We start from the raw sequence: 25,173 nt of genomic DNA, 5'->3' as shown, positions 1-25,173 counted from the left end.
GAAGACAAGTATTTTCCAATAAATTTAGATTTATATCCATAGTTCTTTCCATTAGTCTATCTGCTGTTATATTGAACAGTGTTTTAACTTATACTGGTAATATTGATTTAGAAAAGGGGATTTCTGATGTAATCGTAACGGACTATAATATAGCAAGTCCAAAATATTTTAGATATATGTACTTAGGAAGTGAGGACGGGATTGGTGGAAAGTTTATTGATGAGATAAAAAATCATAAAGGGTTTAAAGGAGGAGGGGCCTTATACTACTATGGTTATGAGTACTCTTATCCAAGTATAAAAATTGAAGACAATAAAGTTGCCCCAATTCTATTTGGTATAGATGACTATCTAATAAATAAATACAAAATTACAGATGGAGAGTTTGATAAAGAAAAATGGCAAACTGGAAATTATGTTATTATAGGAGAAAAAATAAGAAATGATTCTGACTATAAAATCGGTGATAAGATAAGGATAAATGTAAATAATAAAATTAAAGAAGTCCAAGTTATTGGTAAAGTTGAATATAACTTTTCAAATGGACTTAGATATTTTCCTGTAATTAAGGAAAATATGAACGACGAATCTAGTCCGACTTTAAGATTGGAATATATTTACATGAATCCGAGTAAGTATAAAGAGCTCACAGGAAATCAAAGCAAAATGTCCTATGGATTTGATGTGGCGGATAGTGAAAAGGAAAATTTTGATAAGTTATTAAAATCTTTTGAAAATAAGCCAGACTTTTCTTATGACTCGAGAGATCTTCAAATAAAGTCTTTTAAGGACTTTAAAAATCTAATAGAGTTTGTTGGTTACGGCTTATCTCTGGTATTGTTTTTAATCTCGGTATTAAACTTTATAAATATTATAGCTACAGAAATTCTAAGGAATAAGGTTAATTTATCAATGCTTGAAGCAATTGGAATGACTAAGAAAAACATCAAAAAATATTTAGTTCAAAAGAATTTGATTTATTCTATTTGTGGTCTGGTATTTTCTTTTATCATCATGCTTCTTGTAAATAAATTTATCCTGGAAGATTTCATGGCTCAGACTAAGTGGACTTCCTTTAAATTTGTTATTAGACCACTTATTCTTGTGAATTTAGTAAATATAATCATTGGCATTTTATTTACTGGCAAGTTTTATGAAAAACACAGTAAAAGTAGTCTTGTGGACAGGATTAGAAGCTTGGAGTAATCTTCTAAAATAGATGGATAGCAAAAACATGAAGATATATTTAAACCTTCAAAACTTATACTTCCACAGCTGATATACTGGAGCCTTATATTTAATAAAATGAACGGCTTTAGATTATAAGTCATGAAGCTTTTTCAATTTGACATTTAGAAAAATATCAAATATTATTCTTATTGCTCGCTAAATTTTGGCGTTGTTGATAAATAAAGGATTCAAAAGGCTTTAATTTTAGATTTTGTTAACTAGAATGCCAAGAAAGAGTAAAAGTTTAACAGAATATTGGTAATTTAAAGATCTGAAGTTTAGCGTGACAAAATAAATATAGGAGTCAGTTGTGGAAGTAAAAGAATTTCAAAAATGGAGTAAAGAATTTTATTCTAAAAGACAATGGGATAAATATGATGGATTCATTAGAATGAACTTTTTATGTGAAGAAGTAGGGGAACTTTGTCAAGCTGTAAGAAAATTTGAAATTGGAAGGGACCGACCTGATGAAGAAGATAAGTCTCAGTTTGAAAATCTTGAAAATATTAAGGAAGAAATAGGCGATGTTCTAGATAATATTATTGTGCTTGTAAACAAGTATGATTTATCTTTTGAAGAAATTTTACAAAATCACATTATCAAAATAGAAAGAAGATTTGAATAATGAATATAACGGTATTTTGTGGAGCTAGTTTAGGAAACGATGAGATTTATCAAGAGAAAACAATAGAGTTAGGACTATGGATGGTAAAAAATGGTCATAGTTTAGTATATGGTGGAGGGAAAGTAGGCTTGATGGGTGTAATAGCTGATACTGTTCTAGAAAATGGAGGAAAAGTAATAGGAGTAATGCCGACTTTCCTTATAGAAAGAGAAATATGCCATGGAAATCTAGCTGAATTGATAACGGTAGACAATATGTCTGATAGAAAAACATATATGGTTGAAAATGGGGATGCATTTATCGCTTTACCTGGAGGGCCTGGAACATTGGAGGAGATCTCACAGGTTATTTCATGGGCTAGGGTTGGACAAAATGATGGTCCTTGTATTTTGTATAATGTAAATGGATATTATGATCATTTGGAAAGTTTTTATAATAATATGGTACAAGAAGGCTTTTTAAGCTTAGAGGACAGAGAAAAGACTTTGTTTTCTGATAATCTTAATGAAATAGAAGACTTTATAAAAAACTATAGTAAGCCCGCGGTTAGGCAGTACAAATAGTTAATAAAAAGTATTTAGATTAAATCGAAGTAGGTTTAATGTGTTTGGACGTATACAGTAAGTATGTATCTTAAAACAAATAGCGGAAATTTTAGGAGGAAGCTTTTTAATAAAGAACAACTACCCAGGAGTAAAGGTAATATTTACTTTTGATTCAATATAAAGTGTCGGGACAAGGGGATAAAACTTGTCCCTGATTTTTTGACTTTCGTATAAATCCTATAAATTTTTAGAAAATCTTGTATTGTTAGAATTGCTTCGTAGAGACTATAAAATTTATACTGGTGAAATAGAGAGATATGAAATTGAATTTATTTGCGAAAAGAACGAAGAGATAATCTATATACAAGTCAGTCTCAGCTTGATAGATAAAAGAACGAGAGAACATGAATTTAGACCGCTCCAAATAATAAAAGACAATTATCTCAAGTATCTATTAAGTTTAGATACTCTGGATTTTTCTAAATTAGGAGTGAAAAACATAAATGCTGAAGAATTTTTAAATGGGGAAGTAGACTTATAGAGTTAATAGAAAAGACGTAACGAGTAGGATTTTGTCGCCATTTAATATGTTGTAAGCTAATTTTTTTAATCCTACATCTTCCAATTCTTTAAACAATTCTGTTTACCTTCTCAAATTATTGGATATATATAAAAAGGAAAAATGAATAATTAAACAAAATGTTCACTTCTAAGTCCTATTTGCTTTTAGTTAAGGACTTATAGTGATGATAAAACTAAGGAGAAGATATGGAAAGAGGAAATACACCGTCGGATTACTTGAGTTTTTTAAGTTCTGAGGAGGGCAATAAGTTATTATTAGATTTGAAAAATGCAATTAAAAAGGTCGAACCTTTTAAGAAGAGGGCTTATTTAGCTTTGATTGCTGGGGTTTTAGCAGTACTTATTATTAGATTAGTTTTTAAAACCTACCTAGGTTTAATCTTCATTTTACCTGGATTTTATTTTCTTTATATACTATCTAAAGAGGACCATGTTATATATGAAGCCCAAAGGCGATTTAATGATGGTCTCAATAGATTTATTTTTGGTGATGATTATTTAAGCGAAAGCTGTGATGTGGATTTTCTTCCTGTTGGATTTGTAAAAGGTCTACCCAATGTAACTGGATTGTGGAAAGATAGCCGGGAGGACTTAGGACGATTTGGTCAGCCCCAAAGGATTAGGATTACTCGAACCTTTACTAAGACAGAGGACAGACAAGAAAAGTCCTATGATAAAACCACCTATGAGCAGGGGAATTTATATGTACTTCCTGAGGATTCCCTGGTTAAAAACAAGAAGGCATTTTTCTATTTTGATACGGATAAATTCGACTTGCTCGAGTCAATAGGCGTTAGTTTTGACGATAAAAGAAATTTTACTCTTACGGACACAGAACTCTCCCAGTGGTATGAGGTAAGTGTAGGTGGATTAAGGGATTTAGTCAGTACAAATGACGATGAGAAATTTTTATGGACAAAGATTATTACTCCATATTTTGAGTCGGTTCTGAAAGCTCTAGTCGTTAAGTATGGACAGCTACATCTTATGATTCAAGATGGTTACTTCTTTATCTTTTTACCAAAGAAAGAGGCAGGCTACAATAGTGTTCAATATGGGAAGTTGGATTCAAGGCATTATAATAAAATATGGGGATCAAATACAGATGCAAAGCTTACAGATGGTAAGTCATCACCAAAGAAGGCAATGCCATATCTATATAGGATATATCTAAACAAAATCATGTATGCAATGACAAATTACTTCTTTATGGACCACGATAGGGTTGATAATAAAAAGCTAGAAGAGTCAAGACAGATTCTTGACTATGTGATTGAAGAGTACAATGAGTTAGATGTTGATAATATGCAAAGCCTATACAAAGAAAAATACTAGGAGGATAAGATGTTCGATAAATTACTTAGAAAGATGGATCAGATTAAGGAAGAAGTTTTTGATGAAGCCAATAAGCATATGGATAACCTGGGAAGGGAAGTAAGAAGTGGAGTTGGTGATGCTATAACTGGAAAGTCTTCCGATATCTTCTCATCGGTGCTTGGAAAGGTTACGGATTCCCTTTCTATAAATGCCAGCTATTTGGCACAAACTGAAAAGATGGCAAATGAGAAAAGAGCTATGGAGCTTGGAATTAGCTCTAGGGAGTTGATGGGACTTTCAACTGAAGAAATAGCTTCTAAATATGGTATGACAGTGGAAGAGTATCATAAAAAGATAGCAGAAGAGGCAAAAGTATATAAATCAAAGAACTTAATCGATTCGGCTAAGGAAGTAAATGCACTAGCTACAAAAGAAATGGAAGCAAGGAAGAAACAAGCAAGTGAACTTAATATGACAATTGAAGAATTTGATAAATTGACATTGCAGGAGCAAGCGGACAAATTAAATCTTTCTTTAGATAGTCTATTGGAACAGAGAAGTTTAAAATTCTAGGAGGGCAAAATGGAATTTATTCTAGGAGGAGTTGTTGTCCTTGTACTAGGCTATATTATCATGTCAAATAGTCTTAATAGCAAGAAGTTAAGTGCAGAAAGGGCCTATTCCAACATTGACACTTTTCTTCAACAAAGGCTCGATGAGATGGAGGCGCTTTACTCCCAAGTGTTAACGGCAATTGATGAAGAAACTAATATGTTTAAGGAAGTTTCCAGGCTTAGGTCCATGGTGGGAAAGGCAAAGGACACCAATAGTCCAAATGATGTGCTGTCAGCGTACAATGCAAGCAATTCTTTCTTAAGAGGTTTTCATGTAGAGAACTATCCAGAGCTTAAGTCTATGGAACAATCTCTTTACACCGCTCAGAGAACTACTGCCATAGAGACCAATATAAATGCAGCAAGAAGGGTCTATAATAATAATGTGACTTCTTATAACTTAGCAATTGTAAACTTCCCAACATCCCTTATTGCAGGAATGTTAGGACATCAAAAGATGCTTATGTTCGAAGCTGACGAAAGAGCAAAGACAAGACCAAAAATGGCATCTGAAGCCTATGTAAATAAGAAATATGAGGACAAATTAAAGAATTGATATGCCGGGGCAAAGAAGATGATCTTTGTCCCAGTAATTTTTAAGGAATATGAAACTAAGGAGAAAATATGAAGGAATATAAGAGGGAAAATAATGAGGATATAAGATTTTCGTTACATGATTCAAATATTATAGACCTCGACTTTGATTATGATAGGAATGCATTGATTTTAAAAACACAATATGGATATGTTGACATTAAAAATAATGAAATGGTAGAAGGGGATATAATAATAGAAGAGGTCCATCTTGAAGATTCCTATGTTTACTTACATGAGTATAAAAATGTTTTGTCTGGTAATGTTGGAGGTTTTGTAGGGGAAAAGATGGATTTAGGAACCTTTATTTCAGCCTTTTCACTTAAGTTTAAAAGTCTTAATGTCATGTCGGAATTTGATTCCTATAAAACATATATGTTAACAGGGTTTTTATCAAGGGGAATGGATGAGTTAGAAGTATTTGTAGAAATTTTTTATGATGGAAATTTACTGTACAGAGTTAGAAAATAGTAAAAGTATAGGATTGTACTTTTGAATAATAAAAAGTGGTGTACTAGCTAGGGAAGACTTGCCAAGTACACCACTATTTTTATCCCTTAACTTATCAAAGAGTTTGTTTCTTGGTGTGATATTTATAAAACCCATATCCAACAGTAAGACCATTTGACACCAACATGGATATCCATATGCCGGTAGAACCTAAATTGGTGGTATATTTTAAAATCATTATTAGAGGAAGTCTAATAATCCAAAGCCTTGCAAGGGCGAGGAACATTGTGAACCTAGTTTGACCAATACCTTGGAAAAATCCAGTTATTGCGGCAAAATATCCCATAAAGAAAGTTATTACAGAAGTAAAGTACATATATTCGCTGGCTTGAGTCCAAAGAGAAACATCACTTTTATCTTTAATAAAGATTGACAGTAGCGGGTCTTTAAATATTATTAAGCAAGCTGCAGTAAAAAGAGAGAAGAAGGTTATTATTATATTTGCTCTTTTAAAAATATCCTTTACCCTTTCCTTTTTATTTGCACCATAATTTTGTCCTATGATCGAAGTTAGAGCCATCCCAACTCCCATGGAACTTTGATTAAATAGATCTGATAACCTATTTCCCATGGAAAAGGCAGCTAGAGTTGTGGTTCCGTAGGACTGAATGAAACCATTTAAAAAAGTAAACCCGATTGCCTCACCACTAGTTCCCAGAGAAGCAGGTATTGCAATGGAAAATATATTTTTTACAATTCCCATATCGAATTTAAAATCTTTAAAATCAATTTCAATTTCAGACTCTTTTTTCACAATTCCAATGGAAAGTACTACCAGTAGAACTTTTGAAATAACCGTTGCAATTGCCGCCCCTTTCAGTCCCATTCCAAGACCTGGCATGCCTAGAACGCTATCAAAAATAAAGAAGGGATCTAGTATAACATTGGCCACAGACGAAATGGAGGAGATTAGAGTCATGGACTTTGTTCTTCCTTGGGAGTTTAAAATAGCTTGATAACCAAAGAAGATGATATCAAAAATCAGCCCAAGAGAGTTTATAGCTAAAAACATCTCGGATTTCTGAGCAAAAGTTCCCTTAGCACCCATCCACCTTACAATATGAGGGGAAATAAAGTAGCCTAAAATCGAGAAAACAACTCCGAGTATTGCCGTTATAAACAAAGTATGAGTGGCATAGTCCTTACATTCAGAGAGCTTTCTTCCGCCGAGCCTCTGACTCATAAGAGAAGTTGCCGCAACGTTTACACCAAGTCCTACAGCAATAAATAAAAATAAAACCGGCCAAATAAAGGAAGTCGCAGCATAATCTTCAGAAGATATTTGAGCCACATAGACCCCGTCGGTAATGGTGTATAAAGTTTTTATTAAGTTACTAATCATTAAAGGGATGGATAACTTGAAAATAACCTTAGTTATATCACCCTGTGTTATAAAATTGATATTAGATTTTTTTATTGACATAATCTTGCCTTCTTTACAAAAAATTGTGTTAATCTTTAACTAATCATACTATATGATAACAAATAAGATTTGAATTTAGCAAGGTAGAAGCGTAAAAATAGAGGATAGAGGAAATAAATACATAAATTAAGTCGAAAAGACGAGAAGCTTGTAGGTGAATTAAAAAGAATGGTAAGAATTTTTCCCTCCACTAAAATAGGGTATACTTTACTACATGGACAGTATTTCTATTTATGAAAGGAGAAACTATGACTAAAAGTATATATTCTGCGGTAAAGCTTCCTCAGGAGGCCATTGACATCATTAAAGGTGCTGGTATTGATCTTATCATGCACCAGGAGCTTACTACTCCTTCTGAAGAGGAGATTCTTAATAAAAGCAAGGATGTGGATGGTATTATTTCTGGGGTCAATGTAAAGATAGGTTCTAAGGTAATTGAATCGGCTAACAACCTTAAAATAATCGCCAATGTCGGTGCTGGTGTCAACAATATCGATATGGAAGTGGCAAAGAAGAAGGGCGTTTTTCTAACTAATACACCAAGTAGGGACTCTGTTGCTTCAACTGCGGAGGCTGCTATTGGGTTGATGTTGGCTTTGTCTAGAAATATCGTTGAAAAACAGGATATGGTAAAGGACAATTCCTTTAATGGATGGCAAGTGATGGGCTTTCTTGGAGGACACCAGGTTTCTTACAAGAACTTACTAATCATAGGCTTTGGAAATATTGGTCAAGAGATTGGTCGTATGGCAAAGGCTTTTAATATGGATATTAACTATTATGACAAGGATGATTCCAGTGAAATCCAAGAAGCGGCAAAGAAAATTGGTGCAAAGGCAATAGGCCTTGAACAGGGACTTAAAGATGCGGACTATGTGATTTTACAGATGAATTTCACTCCTGAAAACCGTCATTTTATTGGAGAAAAAGAACTTTCATTGATGAAGAAGGAAAGCTTTTTAATCAATACTGCTAGGGGTGGTATTGTGGATGAAGAGGCTTTGGCAAACGCCTTGGAGAAAGGTGAAATTGCAGGGGCAGCTTTAGATGTTCATGAGAGGGAACCTAAGTTTAATGAAAGGTTAATTAAGATGAAAAATGCTCTTTTAACTCCCCATATAGGAAACGACACCTATGAAGCTAGGACTGAAATGGCTGTTGTTGCTGCAAAGGAAGCCGTAAGGGGTTTAAAAGGCGAGGATTTACAATATAGGGTTATATAATTTTAATTAGGGACAAAGAAATAAAAACTTTGTCCTTTTTTGATTAAGTAAAAATGTTGATATAAGGCGAAAGAATCAAATTTTTATATTGGAATGGGTACAAATGTAATAGAATGCAAAAAAGCAACTTTAACTAAGATGAGGTGCAAGCTATGAAAATTGTATATGAAATGGAAAATAATAGAACTGCCGCCTATGACGGTGAAAACTTAATTGGCGAATGCTCCTATAGGGAGATTGAAGGTGGTTGGGAGGCTAACCACACCTATGTAGATCCTAAATATAGGGGACAGAGGATAGCTTCTAAGCTTTTGGAATTGCTAGTTGAGGAAGCTAGGAAACAAGATAAGAGGATAAGACCGGTTTGTTCTTATGTTGTAAAGGAATTTGAGAACAATCCAAATTATAGTGAGATATCATATTGATAGAAAGGTGATGGATTTTGCAAGTAAAAGATTATTTAGAGTTATATGATGCAGTTGAGTCAGGACAAAAGGACATTGAAGTTACAAATTCTATTGGTTTGCCAAGGGGCTTTAAGCTGCCAAAGGGTGTGGCAATACATGGAAAAGACAGAAATATTCTTTTAAGTTTCATAAGTGGAGACGGGATAGGTCTTTCTGGAGATAATGAGATTTCAAATATTTCTATTCAGACTTCTGGAAACAATAGGGGTATTTATATAGATTCTCAAGAAAGTGATTTAGGAACTATTTTCTTAAGAGATCTTACTGTGACTGGAATGGTACAGCTTTTGACCAGAGGGAAGAATAAAAAATTAAATATCGACATAGAAAACTTGGATATTCCCTATGCAGATTCAAGAAACTACTCTGAAAGGCCAATGAAATACGGAGTAAATGTCTATCAAGGGGCCTTAACGGTATATAATTTTAATCCTGATGATGATAGTCAAATAACTTTTAAAGGAAAGGGCATATCCATCGGAAGGGAGAATTCTCCTGTATTAGGAAGTGGCCTATTTATTTCTGGCTTTAATGATGAGAAGGGTAAGGTTGAAGTTGAAACCTTAGAGACTGGCGAAATATATTCCAATGGTATGATACCAAAGGGACAACCTAATTTGATTACTGGAGGTATTTTCATAGTATATGGTGCCCATGCCAAAGAGATTATATCAAATGGAGTGGTTAAGACCTATGGAAATAACGATATGGTTCTCGATGTATGGGGAGTTGTAGAAAACTGGGTTGTAAATGAAAACATCATTAGTTATGGTTCCAGTGGAATTGGATTTGTAAACTTTGGAACCGTTAAAAACTTTAAGGCCACCAAGAATATAAAAACCTATGGATTGGGGGCAAGGGGATTCAACCAATATGATGGAACCATTGGAAAGGCTTACTTTGAAAGCATTAAGACAGTTGGAGACGGCTCAATTGGAATGCAGTTTAGTAAACCTGTTGGAGAAATCACAGTGGGAGAAGTGGAAACCCTTGGTTCAACAGGACAAACCCTTGTAAAAGGCGAGATTAAGGAACTTGCAGCTGATGGAATCAGCGTTCTTGAAGGTGGAGAAATAGATAGACTTGAAGTAAAGGGAAACATTACAACAAAAGGAAATGAAGTCGTATCCTACCATGTAAATGGAGGAAAGGTAAAAGAGTTTAGTATAGCAGGAGAAATAGTAGCTAAAGGAAAAGAATCTAAAGAGGTTTTAGTAGAAAATAGTGGAGAAACCGATCAAAAGGATTTAGAAAAATATCTATAGATAAAAGTGTGACGAGGAGAATTTTCCTTGTCTCATCAAATTTTTAATTTTTCTTATTGATGCTTAAGATATTATAAAACTGAAGGCTTTTAAGTGCCCTCTATCTTTATAAGAGATAGGGGGTTGTTTTTTGTAGAAATAGCCTTTGACAATGCATTTTAAAAGTGGTACTATAAATGTAACAATAATGGTACTATAAATGTAACCATAATCATAAAAGGTGATTTTATGGAAGTAGAAATTGATAATAGAATTGAAGAATTCAGAAAAGAAAAAGGCCTGTCTCAACATCGGTTAGCAAAGGCGGTGGGTTTAAAGAGAAGGTCCATTATGGCTTATGAAAATAAGACCATTAGTCCCACACTTGAAACGGCCTACAAAATTTGTAAAGTCTTGGATAAGGACATTAAAGAGGTATTTATTTTTAAATAGGAGAGGAAAAATATGGGAATTTTATTTAACGATTCAAAGGAAATTAGTAAAAAAGTTGAAGAGATATTTGGCGATACATCCAATTATCTGATAGCAATAAAGCATAATGATGTTAAAAAGGGATTAGCAAAATTATTGATTAGTAATTTATTCTACACATTGGATTCAAATAGGACTTATATATTATTTTTTGATGAAAAAGGTGTCCATGAAAAAGAAATAAGCAATACGACTAGCGGGAGTTTCGTGATGATGCCTTGGCATGAAATAGAATCCTTTGACATAAAAGAAAAAAATGACAAGGTGATTTTAGAATTGTCACACTTGGGAAAAAGGATGGGTTATGAAATTCCATTTACTGGGAGATTATTTAATGACAACAAGGAAAATTTTATAAATTTAAAATCTAATAATTTTAATAAAATCCTTTAAAAATAGGACAAGGAGAATTTTCCTTGTCCGTTTTTTAAAATTTTAAGATTTAATATACTTTTATCTATTTGACATAATAACTTCAACTTCATCTTCATTTAAGCCGACCATAGCATCCCCAAGGTTTTTGGAAACTTCTGCAAGAACCTTTGGATTGTCGAAATTAGAAACGGCTCTTACAATGGCTTTAGCCCTCTTTTCAGGGTCGCCAGACTTGAATATTCCACTTCCTACAAAGACACCCTCTGCACCAAGTTGCCTCATCAATGCAGCGTCGGCAGGGGTTGCAACGCCACCGGCGGAGAAGTTAAGAACTGGAAGTTTTTTATTTTCATGAACATATAGAAGTAGTTCATAAGGAACTTGTAAGTCCTTAGCCTTTGAGAACAGTTCATCCCTTCTTAGGCCAGCAACTTCTGCAATTTCCCTTTGTAAGGTTCTCATATGAAATACCGCTTGTACAACATCTCCGGTTCCTGCCTCTCCCTTTGTTCTAATCATAGCAGCACCCTCTGAAATCCTTCTAAGGGCTTCTCCTAAATTCCTACAGCCACATACGAAGGGAGTTTTAAATAGGTTTTTATCGATATGGTTCAAGTTGTCAGCAGGGGACAAAACCTCCGATTCGTCGATATAGTCTACACCGATTTCCTCTAGGATTTGAGCTTCCACAAAGTGACCGATTCTAGCCTTCGCCATAACAGGAATGGAAACTGCATCCATAATTTCTGTAATCATTCCTGGGTCACTCATCCTACTTACGCCACCTGCAGCCCTAATGTCAGCGGGAATTCGCTCAAGTGCCATAACTGCAACTGCACCTGCAGACTCTGCAATCTTTGCCTGTTCCACGTTGGTGACATCCATTATGACCCCACCTAGTAATTTATCATTTACTTCTTTCCACATTTCTTTTGACATAAAACCCTCCAATTTTCAATAGATTTCTCGTTTATCTATATAATATTATGAAAATGATACCTTTAGAAGTACCAAAAACATGGAAGTTGATGGGGTCAAAACAAATCTTACAATAATTTTTCAATTTTAAAATTAACAAAAAACATTGATAACTTTTTTATCCAAATAAAAAAGACCGGATTTAATCCGATCTTTCTAATATCTTAGGAAATTTTGTCCTTTAAATCTTCCAATATCTTTTCTAGTTTTGGTTTAATTTCATCTAGTACATCTGTTGTCATAGGGTTTTTAAGTTTTCCTATTTCAATAAGCTTAAAGAATGATTCGGATCCTCCAGCCTTACATAGTTCGATGTACTCATCTAAAGTCTTTTTGTCGTCTTCTAGATATTTTATCAAATATTCAAAGGCAAGTACTTGCGCTAAAGTATAGTCGATATAGTAGAATGGGGCAGCAAATACATGACCTTGTGTAAACCAGTAACCACCATTTTCTAAGAATTCATTTTCGTAGTCCAAATCAGGTTGGTAAATTTTTTCTATCTCATGGAATTTCTTTCTTCTCTCTTCTGGAGTAGCTTCTGGGTTTTCATATACCCAATGTTGGAAGTGGTCAATTGTTACACCGTAAGGCAAGAATGAGATGGCTCCCTTTAGATGTGAGAACTTAAACTTGTCTTCATTTTCAAAGAAGTCCTTCATCCATGGCCAAGTTAAAAATTCCATGGACATTGAATGGATTTCACAAGATTCATAAGTTGGCCAAATGTATTCATCAATTTCCTTATCCTGGGACATAAAGTTTTGGAAAGCGTGTCCTGCTTCATGGGTTACAACTTCGACGTCATGTTTAGTTCCGTTGAAGTTTGCAAAGATAAATGGAGCTTTGTACATGTCAAAGGAAGTACAGTATCCACCACCCATCTTACCAGGTTGTGCCACAAGGTCCATTAGGTCGTTGTCTATCATAAAGTTAAAGAACTCGCCTGTTTCCTTGGACAAGTCTTCATACATACCCTTTGCCTTTTTTACGATATAGTCCTTGTCGCCCATTGGTTTTGGTGTACCATCAGTAAATTCTATTGGTTTATCATAGAACTTAAAGTCCTCAATTCCAAGTCCCTGAGCTTGAATTTTATTTAGCTCCACTACAAGAGGAGTTATATTTTTAAGAATTTTTTCTCTATAATTTGCAACTTCTTCTCTGCCATAGTCGGTTCTGCAAAGTTGTTTGTATCTAAATTCAATATAGTCCTTATATCCTAAGGCCTTTGCCATTTCGTGACGCACCTTAACCATTTCGTCATAGATATTGTCGATGGTCTCTTGGTTTTCTTTAAAGAAGTTCCATCTAGCGTTGTATGCCGCTTTTCTTCTCTCTCTGTTGGTATCTTGAAGTAGTGGTCCCATTTGAGTCAAAGTGTACTTTTTACCCTCAAACTCTATTTCAGAATTTGCAATCAACTTATCATATTTGCTGATTAAGTCGTTTTCCTTTTGTAGATATGGAATTGCTTTTTCCTCCACCACAAGGGAACATTCAAGTAAGTCTAGATAGTGTTGACCAATCTCTTTTGCAACAACCTCTTTAAATTTAGAATTTAAAATGGATTTTGCTACTTCAGAGTAAAGGTTTGAAAAGATTGGACTGTTTTCATTGAAGAAGTCGTTTTCTTTTTCATAGAACTCATCTCTTGTATCAATAGAGTGTCTAACGCTTACAAGAGAACCCATAGTTCCTAACTCTTTTTGGAAGACGGAAAACTCTTTTATAGTTTCAACCAATTCGCTTCCGTCCTTTGCGTTGTCAATTCTTTCCTTGAAAGACTCGAATTTGTCTTTAACTTCTTTTATGTCCGGTCTTTCATATTTCATTTCATTAAATTTCATAGCATCTCCTCCTGATTCTATATTAATGTAGTAGGGTGATAAATTCAAGGGTAAAATTAAAATCCCAGTAGAGCTTTTATCAAAAAATTGTGTACTACATTGAAACCTTTTTCATATGTACTAAAAAATGTTACTTTTTTTATGAAAATTTGATTTAATCATAGACATAAAGTGAAATTCTTGATATATTGTAAATGGGAACAGGGCAAAGGGGAAATCGAATCTATCCAAAAGTTTGCAGATATTTATTCAATTTAATACCTTTGAAAATTTGTGAAATTCAAATAAAGAAGCAGAATGTTTTATTAAGAGGAAATCCTTTAATTTATTAGAACCTAATTTTTTAGAAAAATTAGGGTTACTTAACTAAAATTATAACAAAATCTTAACAATTTGCTTAAACAGCCTTAAATAGAACTTAAATGTTGAAATAACAGAAAACCTTTTTCCATAATCTTATCAATACTTGTAAGGTATAGAATAAAAGGCAATAAAGACGAATTAAATATTTGCCACTAATAATTCATTTATGGTATTATTGTAAAAACAAATTGAAACAATTAACTATTCATATCACAAATGCACCACAGTACCTCTGTAAAGTGCAGAAAATAGAGGTTCTTGCATAAATTTACAAAAAATTTTGACATTTATGTAACTTGGTGGTAAAGTTTAATGAATAGCTAAAAGCAAAATGTTTGATGGATCGAAAATAGTTTTTGATGACGTTAAAGATTTTTTATTTAAAAGCTATTTCACTACAGTGCAGTGAGAAATTCACTGAAAATTTTAGGCAATAGGAATGGAGAAAATATGGAGAAGAAAAAGTTATTAGAAATCAAAGACCTTCACACTGCCTTCCGTATAGATGGTGATTATTACGATGCGGTAGACGGCGTGGATTTAGATCTTTATTCTGATGAAGTTCTTGCCATTGTAGGTGAATCCGGATGTGGAAAGTCCACTATAGCAACTACTGTTATGGGACTACACAACATGCTTTACACTAAAGTAAGTGGAGAAGTTATTTACAATGGAGAGAACCTTCTAAACTACGATGAAAAGAAATTTACTGAGATTCGTGGTGGAGAAATCGGTATGATATTCCAAGACCCTCTTGCTTCTTTGAATCCTCTACATAGGATTGGAGAACAAATAGAGGAAGCTCTTATATATCATACGAAATTGGATAAAGACGAACGTAAAAACAAGGCAATCGAACTTTTGGGACAAGTTGGAATCGAAAATCCTGAGAGATGTTACAGGCAGTTTCCTCACGAATTGTCCGGTGGTATGCGTCAGCGTGTAATTATAGCAATCGCTTTATCATGCAATCCTAATGTTTTAATTGCTGACGAGCCAACAACGGCACTAGATGTTACCATTCAGGCGCAGATTCTTGACCTTATTGCGAAGTTGAGAAAGGAAATCGATGCAGGAATTATACTTATTACCCACGACTTGGGAGTTGTTGCACAGACAGCGGATAGAGTTGCCGTAATGTATGCAGGACAAATCGTTGAACTTGCACCTGTTGACGAGCTATTCAACAATCCTCTTCATCCTTATACAAGGTCACTACTTAATTCTGTACCACAGGATGATGCAGTTGGAGAAGATTTACACGTAATTCAGGGGATGGTTCCTTCACTTAAGAATATGCCTAAGACTGGCTGTAGATTTGCTCCAAGAATTCCTTGGATTCCAGCAGATGATCATGAAGAAGATCCTGTGTTACATGAAGTGTCAGAAGGTCATTTTGTAAGATGTACTTGCTATAAGACTTTCCACTTCAAGGAAGAGGTGACCCAATGAGCTTTTTAGAAATTAAAGACCTTAAAATACATTACCCTATTAGAGGAGGGTTTTTTAATACAATCCAGGACTATGTTAGAGCCGTAGACGGTGTCAACATGGTGATTGAACCTGGTAAGACCTATGGACTAATAGGCGAGAGTGGTAGTGGTAAATCCACCATAGGAAAGACCATTGTCGGACTTGAGAAGATAACTTCTGGTAGCATAATCTACAATGGACAGGACGTGTCCAAGAGATCTACCAGAAAGAGGATTGGATTTAACAAAGACGTTCAAATGATATTCCAAGACTCAGCATCATCCCTTGACCCTAAGAGAAGGGTTTTAGATATAATTGCTGAACCACTGGACAATTTTGAGAGCAAGTTAACTCCAAAGGAGAGAAAGAAAAAGGTGTTAGAGCTTTTAGACATCGTAGGAATGCCCCACGATGCCCTTTACAAATACCCTCATGAGTTCTCTGGTGGACAAAGACAGAGAATCGGGGTTGCAAGGGCTGTTGCTTTAAGACCAAAGCTTATTATAGCAGATGAACCGGTTTCTGCACTGGACCTTTCAGTACAAGCCCAAGTTCTTAACTATATGAAGAATATCCAAGAGGCCTTTGGTCTTGCATATATCTTTATATCCCACGACTTGGGAGTTGTAAAACATATGTGTGACTATATCTATATCATGCATAGGGGTAGATTTGTAGAAGTAGGGGAAAGGGATCTTATCTACAAGAATCCTTCTCATATTTATACAAAGAGGTTGATTGCTGCTATACCTCAAGTCAATCCAAATATTAGAAAAGAAGTTTTAAGAAATAGAGTTGAAGTAGAAAGAATGTATCAAGAAGAAAAAGGCGATTTTTATACTCCGGAAGGTAAGGTATATGACCTTATAGAAGTAGGAGAAGACCATTACGCTGCAATAAAAGATAAGGGGGTATTGTACAATGTGGAAAACAGTATTGCGTAGAGTTTTAATTATGATACCTCAGCTATTTATACTAAGTGTTTTCGTTTTCGTATTGGCAAAGTTCATGCCTGGAGACCCGTTCTCTGGAATGATAAGTCCTCAAACTCCACCTGCAAGGTTAGAGGAGTTAAGGGAAAAAGCGGGACTTAACGACCCATTGCCAAAACAATATGTAAGATGGTTAAAAAATGCATCTAAGGGTGACTTTGGTAAATCCTACACCATGAAGATGCCTGTAAATAGAGTAATCGGAGAAAGAGCTAAGAACACTTTCTGGTTAGCGCTACTTTCCATGGTTTTGATGTATGCAATTGCATTGCCCCTTGGAATCCTAGCTGGAAGGTACAGCGGTACAAAACTGGATCAGGGAATTAACTTATACAACTTCCTTACACTGTCCATACCGGGCTTTGTAATGTATCTAGTTTCACTACTTATCTTTGGTTATAGATTAAAGTGGTTCCCAACAGGCGGTACGGTTTCTCTAGGAGCAACATCGGGCTTGGCTTATATTGGATCAAGGCTTTATCATATGTTACTACCTGCACTATCCTACGCGGTAATCGCAACGACTGGTACAGTACAGTATTTGAGAAATGAAATAATAGATGCCAAAACTCAGGACTATGTAAGAACTGCAAGGGCAAAGGGAGTTCCTACTAAGAAGGTGTACACTCACCATATTTTTAGAAACTCACTTTTACCAATAGCGGCATTCTTCGGATTCCAAATCACAGGACTACTTGGTGGTTCAGTAATGATAGAAACTGTATTTGCATATCCTGGAATGGGATCGTTGTTTATAGATAGTATTGCTTCAAGGGACTACTCAGTCATTACAACCTTGGTATTACTATATGGATTATTAACATTAACGGGTTCTTTGCTATCTGACATTATCATGACCATAGTTGACCCTAGAATAAGAATAGACTAGGGAGGTGCTTGAGATGGCGGAAAACAAAAAGACTGAAAATAAAGATAAACAAATAAAAAAATCTGAAAAGCCAATGGGCTTTAAGGTAATTGTAAATGAAGTGGTCCACGATAAAGTGGCGCTAGTATCCTTCTTCCTTCTATGTATATTACTTTTAGGAATAGTAATTGCCACATTCTTCTATTTTGATAAAAAGGAAGTAATGATGGTAGACATTTTTAACTCCTATGCAAGACCAGGAGAAGAAGGTTATATCCTAGGAGCGGATAAAGGTGGTAGAGATATTCTAGGACAATTGGTTCTTGGAGCTTACACTTCCGTTCAAATAGGAGTACTAGTTACAATCTTGACCACAGTTATAGGTGTAACAGTTGGACTGATCATAGGTTACTACGGTGGAATGGTGGACAATATCATCATGAGAATTATAGACTTCTTACAAGTCCTTCCAGTAACCATGATAATAATCGTACTTGTAACTATCATTCCAAGATATAACAAGTGGAAGTTTGTGCTGATAATGTCGGCCTTTTACTGGACGGGGGTTGCAAGGCTTGTAAGATCTAAGTCCCTGTCAGAGGGTAGAAAGGACTATATCAGTGCATCTAAGACCATGGGAACACCTCCTCTTACTATAATGTTTGGGGAGATCTTACCAAATATTGGATCCATAATCATAGTTGACAGTACCTTGGCATTGGCGGCAAATATCGGGATTGAAACAGGACTTACCTTCCTAGGTTTCGGACTACCAACAAGTGAACCGTCCCTTGGAACGTTGATATCCTACGCAAGAGACCCTGAAGTTATTGCCGACAAACTATATATATGGGTTCCAGCTGTACTATTGGTACTTGTATTTACACTATCTATAAACTATGTTGGACAAGCTCTTAGAAGGGCTGCTGACGCTAAACAAAGAAGAGTTTAATAAGTTATTTTTCATGCTAGCCATGTTAAAAATATAAAAGAAAAGGAGTGTAGACATGAAAAAATTTGCTCGTATGTTAGCTGTTGCTCTTGCCCTAGGCATGACTCTAACAGCATGTAAGCCTGGAAACAGTGGAAAAAATAATTCTACTGATGCAGGCAGCAAAGATTCAACTGAAGTTGTATCTAATGATGGAAAGGGAAAGACTGGCGAATCCAAGATAAATTGGGATGCTAAGACTCTACCTGTAAAGAACGAAGGAGACCCTATTGAAAATGGTAATCTAGAATATGGTATCGTAACTGATTCACCTATTAAAGGTATTTTTGATTTATCTCTATACACAGATCAAACTGACTACGATGTTATAGCTATGATGGACGGTGGAAACCTATATGATAACGACGATAGTTTCCGTATCATATCATCTGATAGGGTTGAAATCGAATATGACGAAGAGGGAAATAAAGTTACCTTTAAGTTAAATCCTGATTTGAAATGGAGTGATGGAACTCCAGTAACAGCTATGGACCTTGCATATCCATACTATATTGTTGGACATCCAGATTATACTGGAATCCGTTATGATAAATCTGAAGACGAGAGAATCGTTGGAATGAAGGAATACCATGAAGGAACAACCGATAAGATTTCTGGAATTACCACTCCTGATGACCACACAGTTGTAGTTCAATATACTGAACTTACACCTGCTACTCACTGGGGATCTGGACTTCGCGTACAATTATCTCCTTACCACTATATTAAGGATATTCCTATAGCAGATTTAGAATCATCAGATGAAATCCGTGTTAAACCTCTTTCTGCAGGTCCTTACTACATTTCAAATTATGTACAAGGACAAAAGGTAGAGCTTTCTGCAAATGAACATTACTACAAAGGTAAACCTAAGATTGCAAAGATAAACATGGAAGTAGTTCCAGTATCAAACGTAGTATCTGCAATGAAGGCTCATAAATATGACATGATTTCTCAAGTTCCATCTAAATCAGTGGAAGACTTAAAACAAATTCCAGGATATCAATTGGTAGGTACTGGTGAATTTTACTATAGTTATTTAGGATTTGCCCTAGGACATTTTGATAAGAAGGAAGGTACTATAACTACAAATCCTGATGCTAAGATGGCAAATGTAAACTTGAGAAAGGCTATGGGTTATGCCCTTGACCAAAACGCCGTAGCGGAAAAGTTCTACAAGGGAAATAATGAATTGGCTAAGACAATAACTCTTCCAATATTCAACGAATTCCATAATAAGGACATTGAAGGATATTACTATGATCCAGATAAGGCTATGAAACTTCTTGACGACGCTGGATATAAAGACGTTGACGGAGACGGTTACAGAGAAGATCCTGAAGGACAACCTCTAGAAATCAGTCTAGCTATGATGTCTGGAGGAGACACTCAAGAGCCACTTTCTCAATATTATCTACAATCTTGGGAAAAGATTGGTCTTAAGGCAAAGTTAGCAACTGGTAGTTTAATAGAAGTTAACTCCTTCTATGACAAACTTGATGCAGAAGATCCTGAAATTGACGTATTTGCAGCAGCCTGGGGAGTTGGAACAAACCCTAACCCTAAAGAGACTTATGGTAATAGTGCAGCATTCAACATGTCAAGATATACTTCTGACAAATTACAAGAAACAATAGACAGAATTTCAAGTCCAGAAGCAGCTGATCCAGAATTTATGGCTCAAGCTTATAAAGACTTCCAACAAGTAGCCTTTGATGAAGTTCCAGCTATACCTCTACAATGGAGAACTGGATTCCAAATGATCAATAACCGTGTTCTTAACTATGACGCTGGTTATGGTAATGGTGAAAAGACTACTAACTCAGGAGACTGGGCAGTATCTGCTGAAAAACCACTTGAAAAATAGTCATTAACTTATAAGATCCTAGACCTACTTGGTTTGGGGTCTTTTTTTGCTTGATTGAATCTCCTTTTGTTAAATGTTGATAGTTGATAGAATTTGTTAATCGTTACTTTCCACCTTTCGTTGAATTACACATTTGTCTGAGAATTTATTTGATTAATGTTATAATGTAATTAACTAGCTCTTGTAGAGATGCTCAATTTTAATAAAGGGCAATATTATTAGGAGGAATTTATGGACTTATTTCTAGGTAAGGGAACTGAACCCTACCATATTAAAGCAGATAAGATGAATCAGCATGGAGTTATATCCGGTGCTACTGGAAGTGGTAAGACCGTTACTTTAAAGGTAATTTGTGAAGAGCTTTCGCAAATGGGAGTGCCATCTTTTTTAAGTGATGTGAAGGGGGATTTAATAAACCTTTCAAAGGTTGGTCAGACCAATGAAAAATTGCAAGAAAGATTAGAAAGTCTTGGCATATCCGATTTTGAATTTAGAAACTATCCTATAAATATTTGGGATGTCTACAGAGAAAAGGGAATTCCTCTAAGGGTTACCATTTCTGAGTTTGGACCAGTTTTATTATCTCAGGTTTTAGAATTGAATGAAACTCAAGAAGGGGTTTTAAATATATTATTTAAAGTGGCGGACGAACAGGGTCTTTTGCTACTGGACTTTAAAGACCTTACTCAGATGTTGGACTATTTGAGGGTCAATGCAAAGGAGATTTCTACAAATTATGGAAACATTGCCCCTGCAACTATTGCATCTATTCAAAGAAAGCTACTTGTCCTTGAAGAAGAGGGAGCAAACGAATTCTTTGGCGAGCCCTCTGTAGACGTACTGGATTTTATGAAAGTCGACGAACTTGGAAATGGTTTTATAAATATTTTAAATAGTAAGAAGCTTATCAATAGGCCAAGGCTTTACAGCATATTTTTAGTCTATCTATTCTCGGAACTATTTGAGATACTTCCCGAGGTGGGAAATCCTGAAAAACCTGTTGCTGTATTCTTCTTTGATGAGGCTCATTTGCTTTTTAACAATATATCGAAAGCCTTATTGGAAAAACTTGTAACTGTGGTTAGACTCATTAGGTCCAAGGGTGTGGGAATATTCTTTATTACACAAAATCCACTGGACATTCCCGATGTAATCTCTTCACAGCTAGGCACGAAGATAATACACCAGCTTAGAGCCTTTTCACCTAAGGAAGCTAAGGCAGTTAAGGTCATATCCGAATCGTTAAGACAGAGAGAAGGCTTTGACACCTATGAAGAGATACTTAACCTAGGTGTGGGAGAGGCGGTTGTTCAAACTTTAGGGGATAAGAATATTCCTACGGAAGTGGAAAAAGTCCTAATTAGACCACCCCATAGCTCCTTTGACACCTTAGATGACAGGGATATTGATTATCTCGTTAGAAACTCCTCTTTATTTTCAAAGTACGATCAATCGGAGGATAGGGAATCTGCCTATGAAGTTCTAATAGAAAAGCTAAAGGAACAAGAGGAAATAGAAAAAAACAAAGCCCTTGAAGAAGAGAGAAAGAAACAAGAGGAAATTGACCGAAAAGAACAGGAAAGACTTCAAAAGGAAGAAGAAAAGAGAAGACGTCAGGAAGAAAGAGAAAGAAGAGAAAAAAATAAGTATTTAAATCGTGGCATAGACTCAATTCTTGGAACTGTAACAAGAACCATTGGAAGAGAGATTGCAAGGGGGATTTTAGGTTCTTTTAAGAGGAAATAGAATTCTTCTAAAAAAATCGAGCATTCAAGTTTTTTTAAGGCTTTTAAAATTTAAAGCTTTGAAACTATTTGATAATTGCTTGATTTTTAAATGTGCAAATTTAAACAATAATTTAAATATAATGGTATAATCCTATAGGGAGGAGATCTTAATGGAAGACAATAAAGATATTTTATACGATTGGCATGAAGCTAAGGTGCTTCTGTCGGATATTTTACCGGAATTAATGGATAGTCAAAGTGAAGTACCAAACAATAAAATTGACAATCCGCTTCCTAAGGAACAGGAGGAAGTAATAAAAAATATTGAATTTAAAGAGGAACCTAGGGATCCTAAGGAAGTCATTGAACAGATGCATGATTTAATCTATCAATATTCTACAAAGCAAAATCATCCTAAGTTCTTTTCGTTTATACCACTTGCACTATCACCAGTTTCTGTAGTGGGAGATGTTATAAATTCTATACATTCACCTTTTGGTGGTTCCCATGTGTTGTCCGAGGGAGTTGCTATTGCGCAAAAATGGCTTATTAACTGGATGGGCGAAAATATTGGATACCCTGTTAAGGAACTTGGAGGTCTCTTTGTTTCAGGTGGTTCCATGGCGAATTTAACCGCATCGGTAATAGCTAGAAATGAAAAGCTTAAAGATGAGGAGATCCCAAAGGGAACTGTTTATATTTCCGATCAGACCCATTCTTCAGTTGCTAAGGGTTTTCATATAATGGGAGTGCCACTTGTAAACATCAAGAAAATAGAGACTGATGAATTATTTAGAATGAAGCCAGATGTACTTAGGGAAGAGATGAGAAAGGACAAGGAAAATGGATTTATTCCGTTTTTAATAGTTGGAACTGCTGGTACCACCAATACTGGAACCATTGACCCTCTAGAGGACTTAGCGGACATAGCACAGGAGTTTGATGCTTGGCTACATGTTGATGGGGCTTATGGTGCAACGGGAGTTCTATCGTCATATAAAGACCTTTACAAGGGAATTGAACGTTCCGACTCTGTAAGTTGGGACGGACATAAATGGCTTTTCCAATCCTACGGTTGTGCTGCAATTATATGTAAGGACAGGCTTGCCATGACAAGAACCTTTAACGCAAATCCAGAATACCTTTCCGATGTCCAAGCTGACGACTCTAAAGTGAACTTCTGGGACATTGGAATCGAGTTGACTTCACCTGCAAGGGGAATGAGACTTTGGTACACTTTACAGAGGGTTGGGTTAAAGGCTATGAGAGAAGCCATAGACACAGGTTTTGAGTCGGCTAAGACCTTTGAAAAACTATTTAGGGAAGAAGATTATTTTGAGATAGTTTCGCCTGCAATGTTGTCCTGTATCAACGTAAGATATTATAACGAAAAGTATTCTGAAGAAGAATTGAACGAAATAAACAACAAACTTTCTGCAATGGCCTCTGAGAGGAATAAGGCAATTTACTACACCACGGAGTTAAGGGGCAAAAAGGTATTGAGATTTTGTGCAATCCATCCTCAATTGAAAAAAGAAGATATAAAAGAAGTTGTGGAAGAGTTAAAGGCGGATATCGAAAAACTCAATTTAAATTAAAAATCTAAAGTCTGTATGTATTCAATGAATATAACACAAGAAATTATCAAGCGCTTATAAATCCTTCATATATGATTGGATTAAGGTGCTTGATTTTTTATTGGGCTATGTGTATATCAATATTCTATCCTAGACTTTAAAACTCTTCAAAAATGGCATATATAGAAAAACTGTCCTAAAACTGATATAATTAGAGTTTGAAAGGAGAGAAGCTATGAAGAAAGTTTCAGTTATCATGCCTACTTGTAAGAGGGAAGTTCCCTACATTTCCAGGGCTGTTGAATCCTTGTTAAATCAAACTTATGAAAATCTGGAGATAATTATCATAGATGACTCTCCAAATGATTACCATAGAAGAGAGGAAATTAAAAATTACATAGAGTCTTTAAACAACCCCAAGGTTACATATATACAAAATGAAGTGAACCTGGGAGGAGCCTTGGCGAGAAATGTTGGGATTTTTAAGGCTACTGGAGACTATATAACTTTTCTTGACGACGATGACATGTACAAGCCTGAAAAGGTGGAAAAACAGGTAAAGTTTATGGAAGAAAATGACTTTGATTTGATATTTTCCAATATGGAGATTAAGAATTCTCAAGGTGCAATTATAGATGTGAGGGACTACCACGACATTTGGTCCTTTGAAAACGATGAACTGTTGAAATACCATATTATGCGCCATGCAACGGGAACTCCAACCTACATGTTCAAAGCCCAAAAGCTAAAGGACATAGGAGGCTTTGACCAGGCTATTATGGGCCAGGAATTTTATTTGATGCTTAAGGCTATTGAAAACGGATTTAAAATTGGATATCTTGACGAATACGACGTTGTTGTCTTTAGGCACAAGGGAGAGGCCATCTCCACAGGGAAAAATAAGATTAAAGGAGAAAAAATCCTTCAAAAAAGAAAGAAGGAGTACTTTCATCTGCTGACACCTGAACAGATACGCTTTGTCAATATGAGGCACAATGCGGTGCTGGCCGTTGCAAATAAGAGAAATAAAAAATACTTTTCATTTATCTGGTATGCCTTTGTCGCCTTTACAAAAGCGCCAATAGCTTGCATAAGAGAAGCTTATAAGTTTATGAAGACGGTTGTAATCAATAGGATTACATTGATGAAAAAGTAGGTTATGTTGATTTTAAATAAGAAAAACTGTTGGGTTATGAATAATCATATACCTCAACAGTTTTTTTATTTTAAACATTAAACCTAAAGTG

General features: G+C 35.3%; 24 protein-coding genes. 21 read left to right on the top strand and 3 right to left on the bottom strand.

The annotated features are described in order from the left end of the window. The 8 genes from Q1K37_RS07550 to Q1K37_RS07515 all read left to right on the top strand — a co-directional run. Positions 1-1,205, top strand: a 1,205-nt coding sequence (locus Q1K37_RS07550; RefSeq protein WP_300410993.1) for an ABC transporter permease, incomplete at its 5' end; no start/stop codon positions are given. 334 nt (positions 1,206-1,539) lie between these two features. Next, positions 1,540-1,854: a MazG-like family protein gene (locus Q1K37_RS07545; protein ID WP_300410992.1), complete on the top strand. Its 315-nt coding sequence runs from the start codon at positions 1,540-1,542 to the stop codon at positions 1,852-1,854. After that, a complete protein-coding gene (locus Q1K37_RS07540) occupies positions 1,854-2,417 on the top strand; it encodes a TIGR00730 family Rossman fold protein (protein WP_300410991.1) in 564 nt (187 codons plus the stop codon). The genes Q1K37_RS07545 and Q1K37_RS07540 overlap by 1 nt, the downstream gene beginning before the upstream one ends. A 244-nt stretch (positions 2,418-2,661) precedes the next feature. Next, positions 2,662-2,940, top strand: coding sequence for a hypothetical protein (locus Q1K37_RS07535; RefSeq protein ID WP_300410989.1), 279 nt, complete (start codon positions 2,662-2,664; stop codon positions 2,938-2,940). A gap of 227 nt (positions 2,941-3,167) precedes the next feature. Beyond that, the gene (locus Q1K37_RS07530) at positions 3,168-4,316 is read left to right on the top strand and encodes a hypothetical protein (protein WP_300410988.1); all 1,149 of its coding nucleotides are present in this window, start codon (positions 3,168-3,170) and stop codon (positions 4,314-4,316) included. A 9-nt stretch (positions 4,317-4,325) separates the two neighbouring features. Next, positions 4,326-4,871 (top strand): hypothetical protein, encoded by a 546-nt coding sequence (locus Q1K37_RS07525; RefSeq protein ID WP_300410986.1) that lies wholly within the window; start codon positions 4,326-4,328, stop codon positions 4,869-4,871. 9 nt (positions 4,872-4,880) lie between these two features. Next, complete coding sequence (locus Q1K37_RS07520; RefSeq protein WP_300410984.1) at positions 4,881-5,468, top strand: LemA family protein; 588 nt, start codon at positions 4,881-4,883, stop codon at positions 5,466-5,468. 68 nt (positions 5,469-5,536) lie between these two features. Next, positions 5,537-5,977, top strand: coding sequence for a hypothetical protein (locus Q1K37_RS07515; RefSeq protein ID WP_300410982.1), 441 nt, complete (start codon positions 5,537-5,539; stop codon positions 5,975-5,977). A 94-nt stretch (positions 5,978-6,071) separates the two neighbouring features. On the opposite strand, the gene Q1K37_RS07510 is transcribed toward Q1K37_RS07515, so the two are convergent. Beyond that, positions 6,072-7,439 carry an MATE family efflux transporter gene (locus tag Q1K37_RS07510; protein ID WP_300410980.1) on the bottom strand — a complete coding sequence of 456 codons (1,368 nt, stop codon included), beginning with the start codon at positions 7,437-7,439 and terminating at the stop codon, positions 6,072-6,074. A gap of 248 nt (positions 7,440-7,687) precedes the next feature. Between Q1K37_RS07510 and Q1K37_RS07505 the strand changes: the two genes are divergently transcribed. From Q1K37_RS07505 to Q1K37_RS07485, 5 genes are all read left to right on the top strand, one after another. Beyond that, complete coding sequence (locus Q1K37_RS07505; protein ID WP_300410978.1) at positions 7,688-8,662, top strand: D-glycerate dehydrogenase; 975 nt, start codon at positions 7,688-7,690, stop codon at positions 8,660-8,662. A gap of 152 nt (positions 8,663-8,814) precedes the next feature. After that, positions 8,815-9,087: a GNAT family N-acetyltransferase gene (locus Q1K37_RS07500; protein WP_300410977.1), complete on the top strand. Its 273-nt coding sequence runs from the start codon at positions 8,815-8,817 to the stop codon at positions 9,085-9,087. Between the two features lie 17 nt (positions 9,088-9,104). Further along, on the top strand, positions 9,105-10,394 hold the full coding sequence (locus tag Q1K37_RS07495) for a hypothetical protein (protein ID WP_300410975.1): 1,290 nt from the start codon (positions 9,105-9,107) through the stop codon (positions 10,392-10,394). Positions 10,395-10,622: 228 nt separating this feature from the next. Further along, entirely contained in the window at positions 10,623-10,826 is a 204-nt protein-coding gene (locus Q1K37_RS07490; protein ID WP_300410974.1) for a helix-turn-helix domain-containing protein, read from the top strand. Between the two features lie 12 nt (positions 10,827-10,838). After that, positions 10,839-11,258 (top strand): histidine kinase, encoded by a 420-nt coding sequence (locus Q1K37_RS07485; RefSeq protein WP_300410972.1) that lies wholly within the window; start codon positions 10,839-10,841, stop codon positions 11,256-11,258. A gap of 60 nt (positions 11,259-11,318) precedes the next feature. Here Q1K37_RS07485 and pdxS read toward each other — a convergent pair whose 3' ends face one another. After that, a complete protein-coding gene (gene pdxS, locus Q1K37_RS07480; RefSeq protein ID WP_300410971.1) occupies positions 11,319-12,179 on the bottom strand; it encodes a pyridoxal 5'-phosphate synthase lyase subunit PdxS in 861 nt (286 codons plus the stop codon). 203 nt (positions 12,180-12,382) lie between these two features. Then, positions 12,383-14,068, bottom strand: coding sequence for a M3 family oligoendopeptidase (locus tag Q1K37_RS07475; protein ID WP_300410969.1), 1,686 nt, complete (start codon positions 14,066-14,068; stop codon positions 12,383-12,385). An 813-nt stretch (positions 14,069-14,881) separates the two neighbouring features. Between Q1K37_RS07475 and Q1K37_RS07470 the strand changes: the two genes are divergently transcribed. The 8 genes from Q1K37_RS07470 (at position 14,882) to Q1K37_RS07435 (ending at position 25,082) form a co-directional block, all read left to right on the top strand. Then, positions 14,882-15,883, top strand: coding sequence for an ABC transporter ATP-binding protein (locus Q1K37_RS07470; protein ID WP_300410967.1), 1,002 nt, complete (start codon positions 14,882-14,884; stop codon positions 15,881-15,883). Then, positions 15,880-16,848 carry an ATP-binding cassette domain-containing protein gene (locus Q1K37_RS07465; protein WP_300410966.1) on the top strand — a complete coding sequence of 323 codons (969 nt, stop codon included), beginning with the start codon at positions 15,880-15,882 and terminating at the stop codon, positions 16,846-16,848. Before Q1K37_RS07470 ends, Q1K37_RS07465 begins: the two co-directional genes overlap by 4 nt. Then, a complete protein-coding gene (opp4B, locus tag Q1K37_RS07460; RefSeq protein WP_300410964.1) occupies positions 16,826-17,785 on the top strand; it encodes an oligopeptide ABC transporter permease in 960 nt (319 codons plus the stop codon). The genes Q1K37_RS07465 and opp4B overlap by 23 nt, the downstream gene beginning before the upstream one ends. Positions 17,786-17,798: 13 nt before the next feature. Then, positions 17,799-18,716: an ABC transporter permease gene (locus tag Q1K37_RS07455; protein ID WP_300410962.1), complete on the top strand. Its 918-nt coding sequence runs from the start codon at positions 17,799-17,801 to the stop codon at positions 18,714-18,716. A 55-nt stretch (positions 18,717-18,771) separates the two neighbouring features. After that, positions 18,772-20,622, top strand: a complete 1,851-nt coding sequence (locus tag Q1K37_RS07450) for an oligopeptide ABC transporter substrate-binding protein (RefSeq protein ID WP_300410960.1) — start codon at positions 18,772-18,774, stop codon at positions 20,620-20,622. A 231-nt stretch (positions 20,623-20,853) separates the two neighbouring features. Beyond that, positions 20,854-22,368 carry a helicase HerA-like domain-containing protein gene (locus Q1K37_RS07445; protein WP_300410958.1) on the top strand — a complete coding sequence of 505 codons (1,515 nt, stop codon included), beginning with the start codon at positions 20,854-20,856 and terminating at the stop codon, positions 22,366-22,368. A 151-nt stretch (positions 22,369-22,519) separates the two neighbouring features. Further along, positions 22,520-23,947 (top strand): aminotransferase class I/II-fold pyridoxal phosphate-dependent enzyme, encoded by a 1,428-nt coding sequence (locus Q1K37_RS07440; RefSeq protein WP_300410956.1) that lies wholly within the window; start codon positions 22,520-22,522, stop codon positions 23,945-23,947. A gap of 214 nt (positions 23,948-24,161) precedes the next feature. Next, positions 24,162-25,082: a glycosyltransferase family 2 protein gene (locus tag Q1K37_RS07435; protein ID WP_300410955.1), complete on the top strand. Its 921-nt coding sequence runs from the start codon at positions 24,162-24,164 to the stop codon at positions 25,080-25,082. Positions 25,083-25,173: the final 91 nt, after the last annotated feature.

Origin of the sequence: Lagierella sp. (genome assembly GCF_029983815.1) — a bacterium.
Classification (GTDB): domain Bacteria; phylum Bacillota; class Clostridia; order Tissierellales; family Peptoniphilaceae; genus Mediannikoviicoccus.
Note: the sequence above shows the minus strand (reverse complement) of the source record. Positions and strands in the feature narration are given on the sequence as shown.

What these genes read in the sequence shown, in the direction of transcription:
- Q1K37_RS07540 (WP_300410991.1), top strand. Translation starts at nt 1,854, where the DNA reads ATGAATATAACGGTATTTTGTGGAGCTAGTTTAGGAAACGATGAGATT.
- Q1K37_RS07530 (WP_300410988.1), top strand. Translation starts at nt 3,168, where the DNA reads ATGGAAAGAGGAAATACACCGTCGGATTACTTGAGTTTTTTAAGTTCT.
- Q1K37_RS07525 (WP_300410986.1), top strand. Translation starts at nt 4,326, where the DNA reads ATGTTCGATAAATTACTTAGAAAGATGGATCAGATTAAGGAAGAAGTT.
- Q1K37_RS07520 (WP_300410984.1), top strand. Translation starts at nt 4,881, where the DNA reads ATGGAATTTATTCTAGGAGGAGTTGTTGTCCTTGTACTAGGCTATATT.
- Q1K37_RS07515 (WP_300410982.1), top strand. Translation starts at nt 5,537, where the DNA reads ATGAAGGAATATAAGAGGGAAAATAATGAGGATATAAGATTTTCGTTA.
- Q1K37_RS07510 (WP_300410980.1), bottom strand. Translation starts at nt 7,439, where the DNA reads ATGTCAATAAAAAAATCTAATATCAATTTTATAACACAGGGTGATATA.
- Q1K37_RS07505 (WP_300410978.1), top strand. Translation starts at nt 7,688, where the DNA reads ATGACTAAAAGTATATATTCTGCGGTAAAGCTTCCTCAGGAGGCCATT.
- Q1K37_RS07500 (WP_300410977.1), top strand. Translation starts at nt 8,815, where the DNA reads ATGAAAATTGTATATGAAATGGAAAATAATAGAACTGCCGCCTATGAC.
- Q1K37_RS07490 (WP_300410974.1), top strand. Translation starts at nt 10,623, where the DNA reads ATGGAAGTAGAAATTGATAATAGAATTGAAGAATTCAGAAAAGAAAAA.
- Q1K37_RS07485 (WP_300410972.1), top strand. Translation starts at nt 10,839, where the DNA reads ATGGGAATTTTATTTAACGATTCAAAGGAAATTAGTAAAAAAGTTGAA.
- pdxS (WP_300410971.1), bottom strand. Translation starts at nt 12,179, where the DNA reads ATGTCAAAAGAAATGTGGAAAGAAGTAAATGATAAATTACTAGGTGGG.
- Q1K37_RS07475 (WP_300410969.1), bottom strand. Translation starts at nt 14,068, where the DNA reads ATGAAATTTAATGAAATGAAATATGAAAGACCGGACATAAAAGAAGTT.
- Q1K37_RS07470 (WP_300410967.1), top strand. Translation starts at nt 14,882, where the DNA reads ATGGAGAAGAAAAAGTTATTAGAAATCAAAGACCTTCACACTGCCTTC.
- Q1K37_RS07465 (WP_300410966.1), top strand. Translation starts at nt 15,880, where the DNA reads ATGAGCTTTTTAGAAATTAAAGACCTTAAAATACATTACCCTATTAGA.
- opp4B (WP_300410964.1), top strand. Translation starts at nt 16,826, where the DNA reads ATGTGGAAAACAGTATTGCGTAGAGTTTTAATTATGATACCTCAGCTA.
- Q1K37_RS07455 (WP_300410962.1), top strand. Translation starts at nt 17,799, where the DNA reads ATGGCGGAAAACAAAAAGACTGAAAATAAAGATAAACAAATAAAAAAA.
- Q1K37_RS07450 (WP_300410960.1), top strand. Translation starts at nt 18,772, where the DNA reads ATGAAAAAATTTGCTCGTATGTTAGCTGTTGCTCTTGCCCTAGGCATG.
- Q1K37_RS07445 (WP_300410958.1), top strand. Translation starts at nt 20,854, where the DNA reads ATGGACTTATTTCTAGGTAAGGGAACTGAACCCTACCATATTAAAGCA.
- Q1K37_RS07440 (WP_300410956.1), top strand. Translation starts at nt 22,520, where the DNA reads ATGGAAGACAATAAAGATATTTTATACGATTGGCATGAAGCTAAGGTG.
- Q1K37_RS07435 (WP_300410955.1), top strand. Translation starts at nt 24,162, where the DNA reads ATGAAGAAAGTTTCAGTTATCATGCCTACTTGTAAGAGGGAAGTTCCC.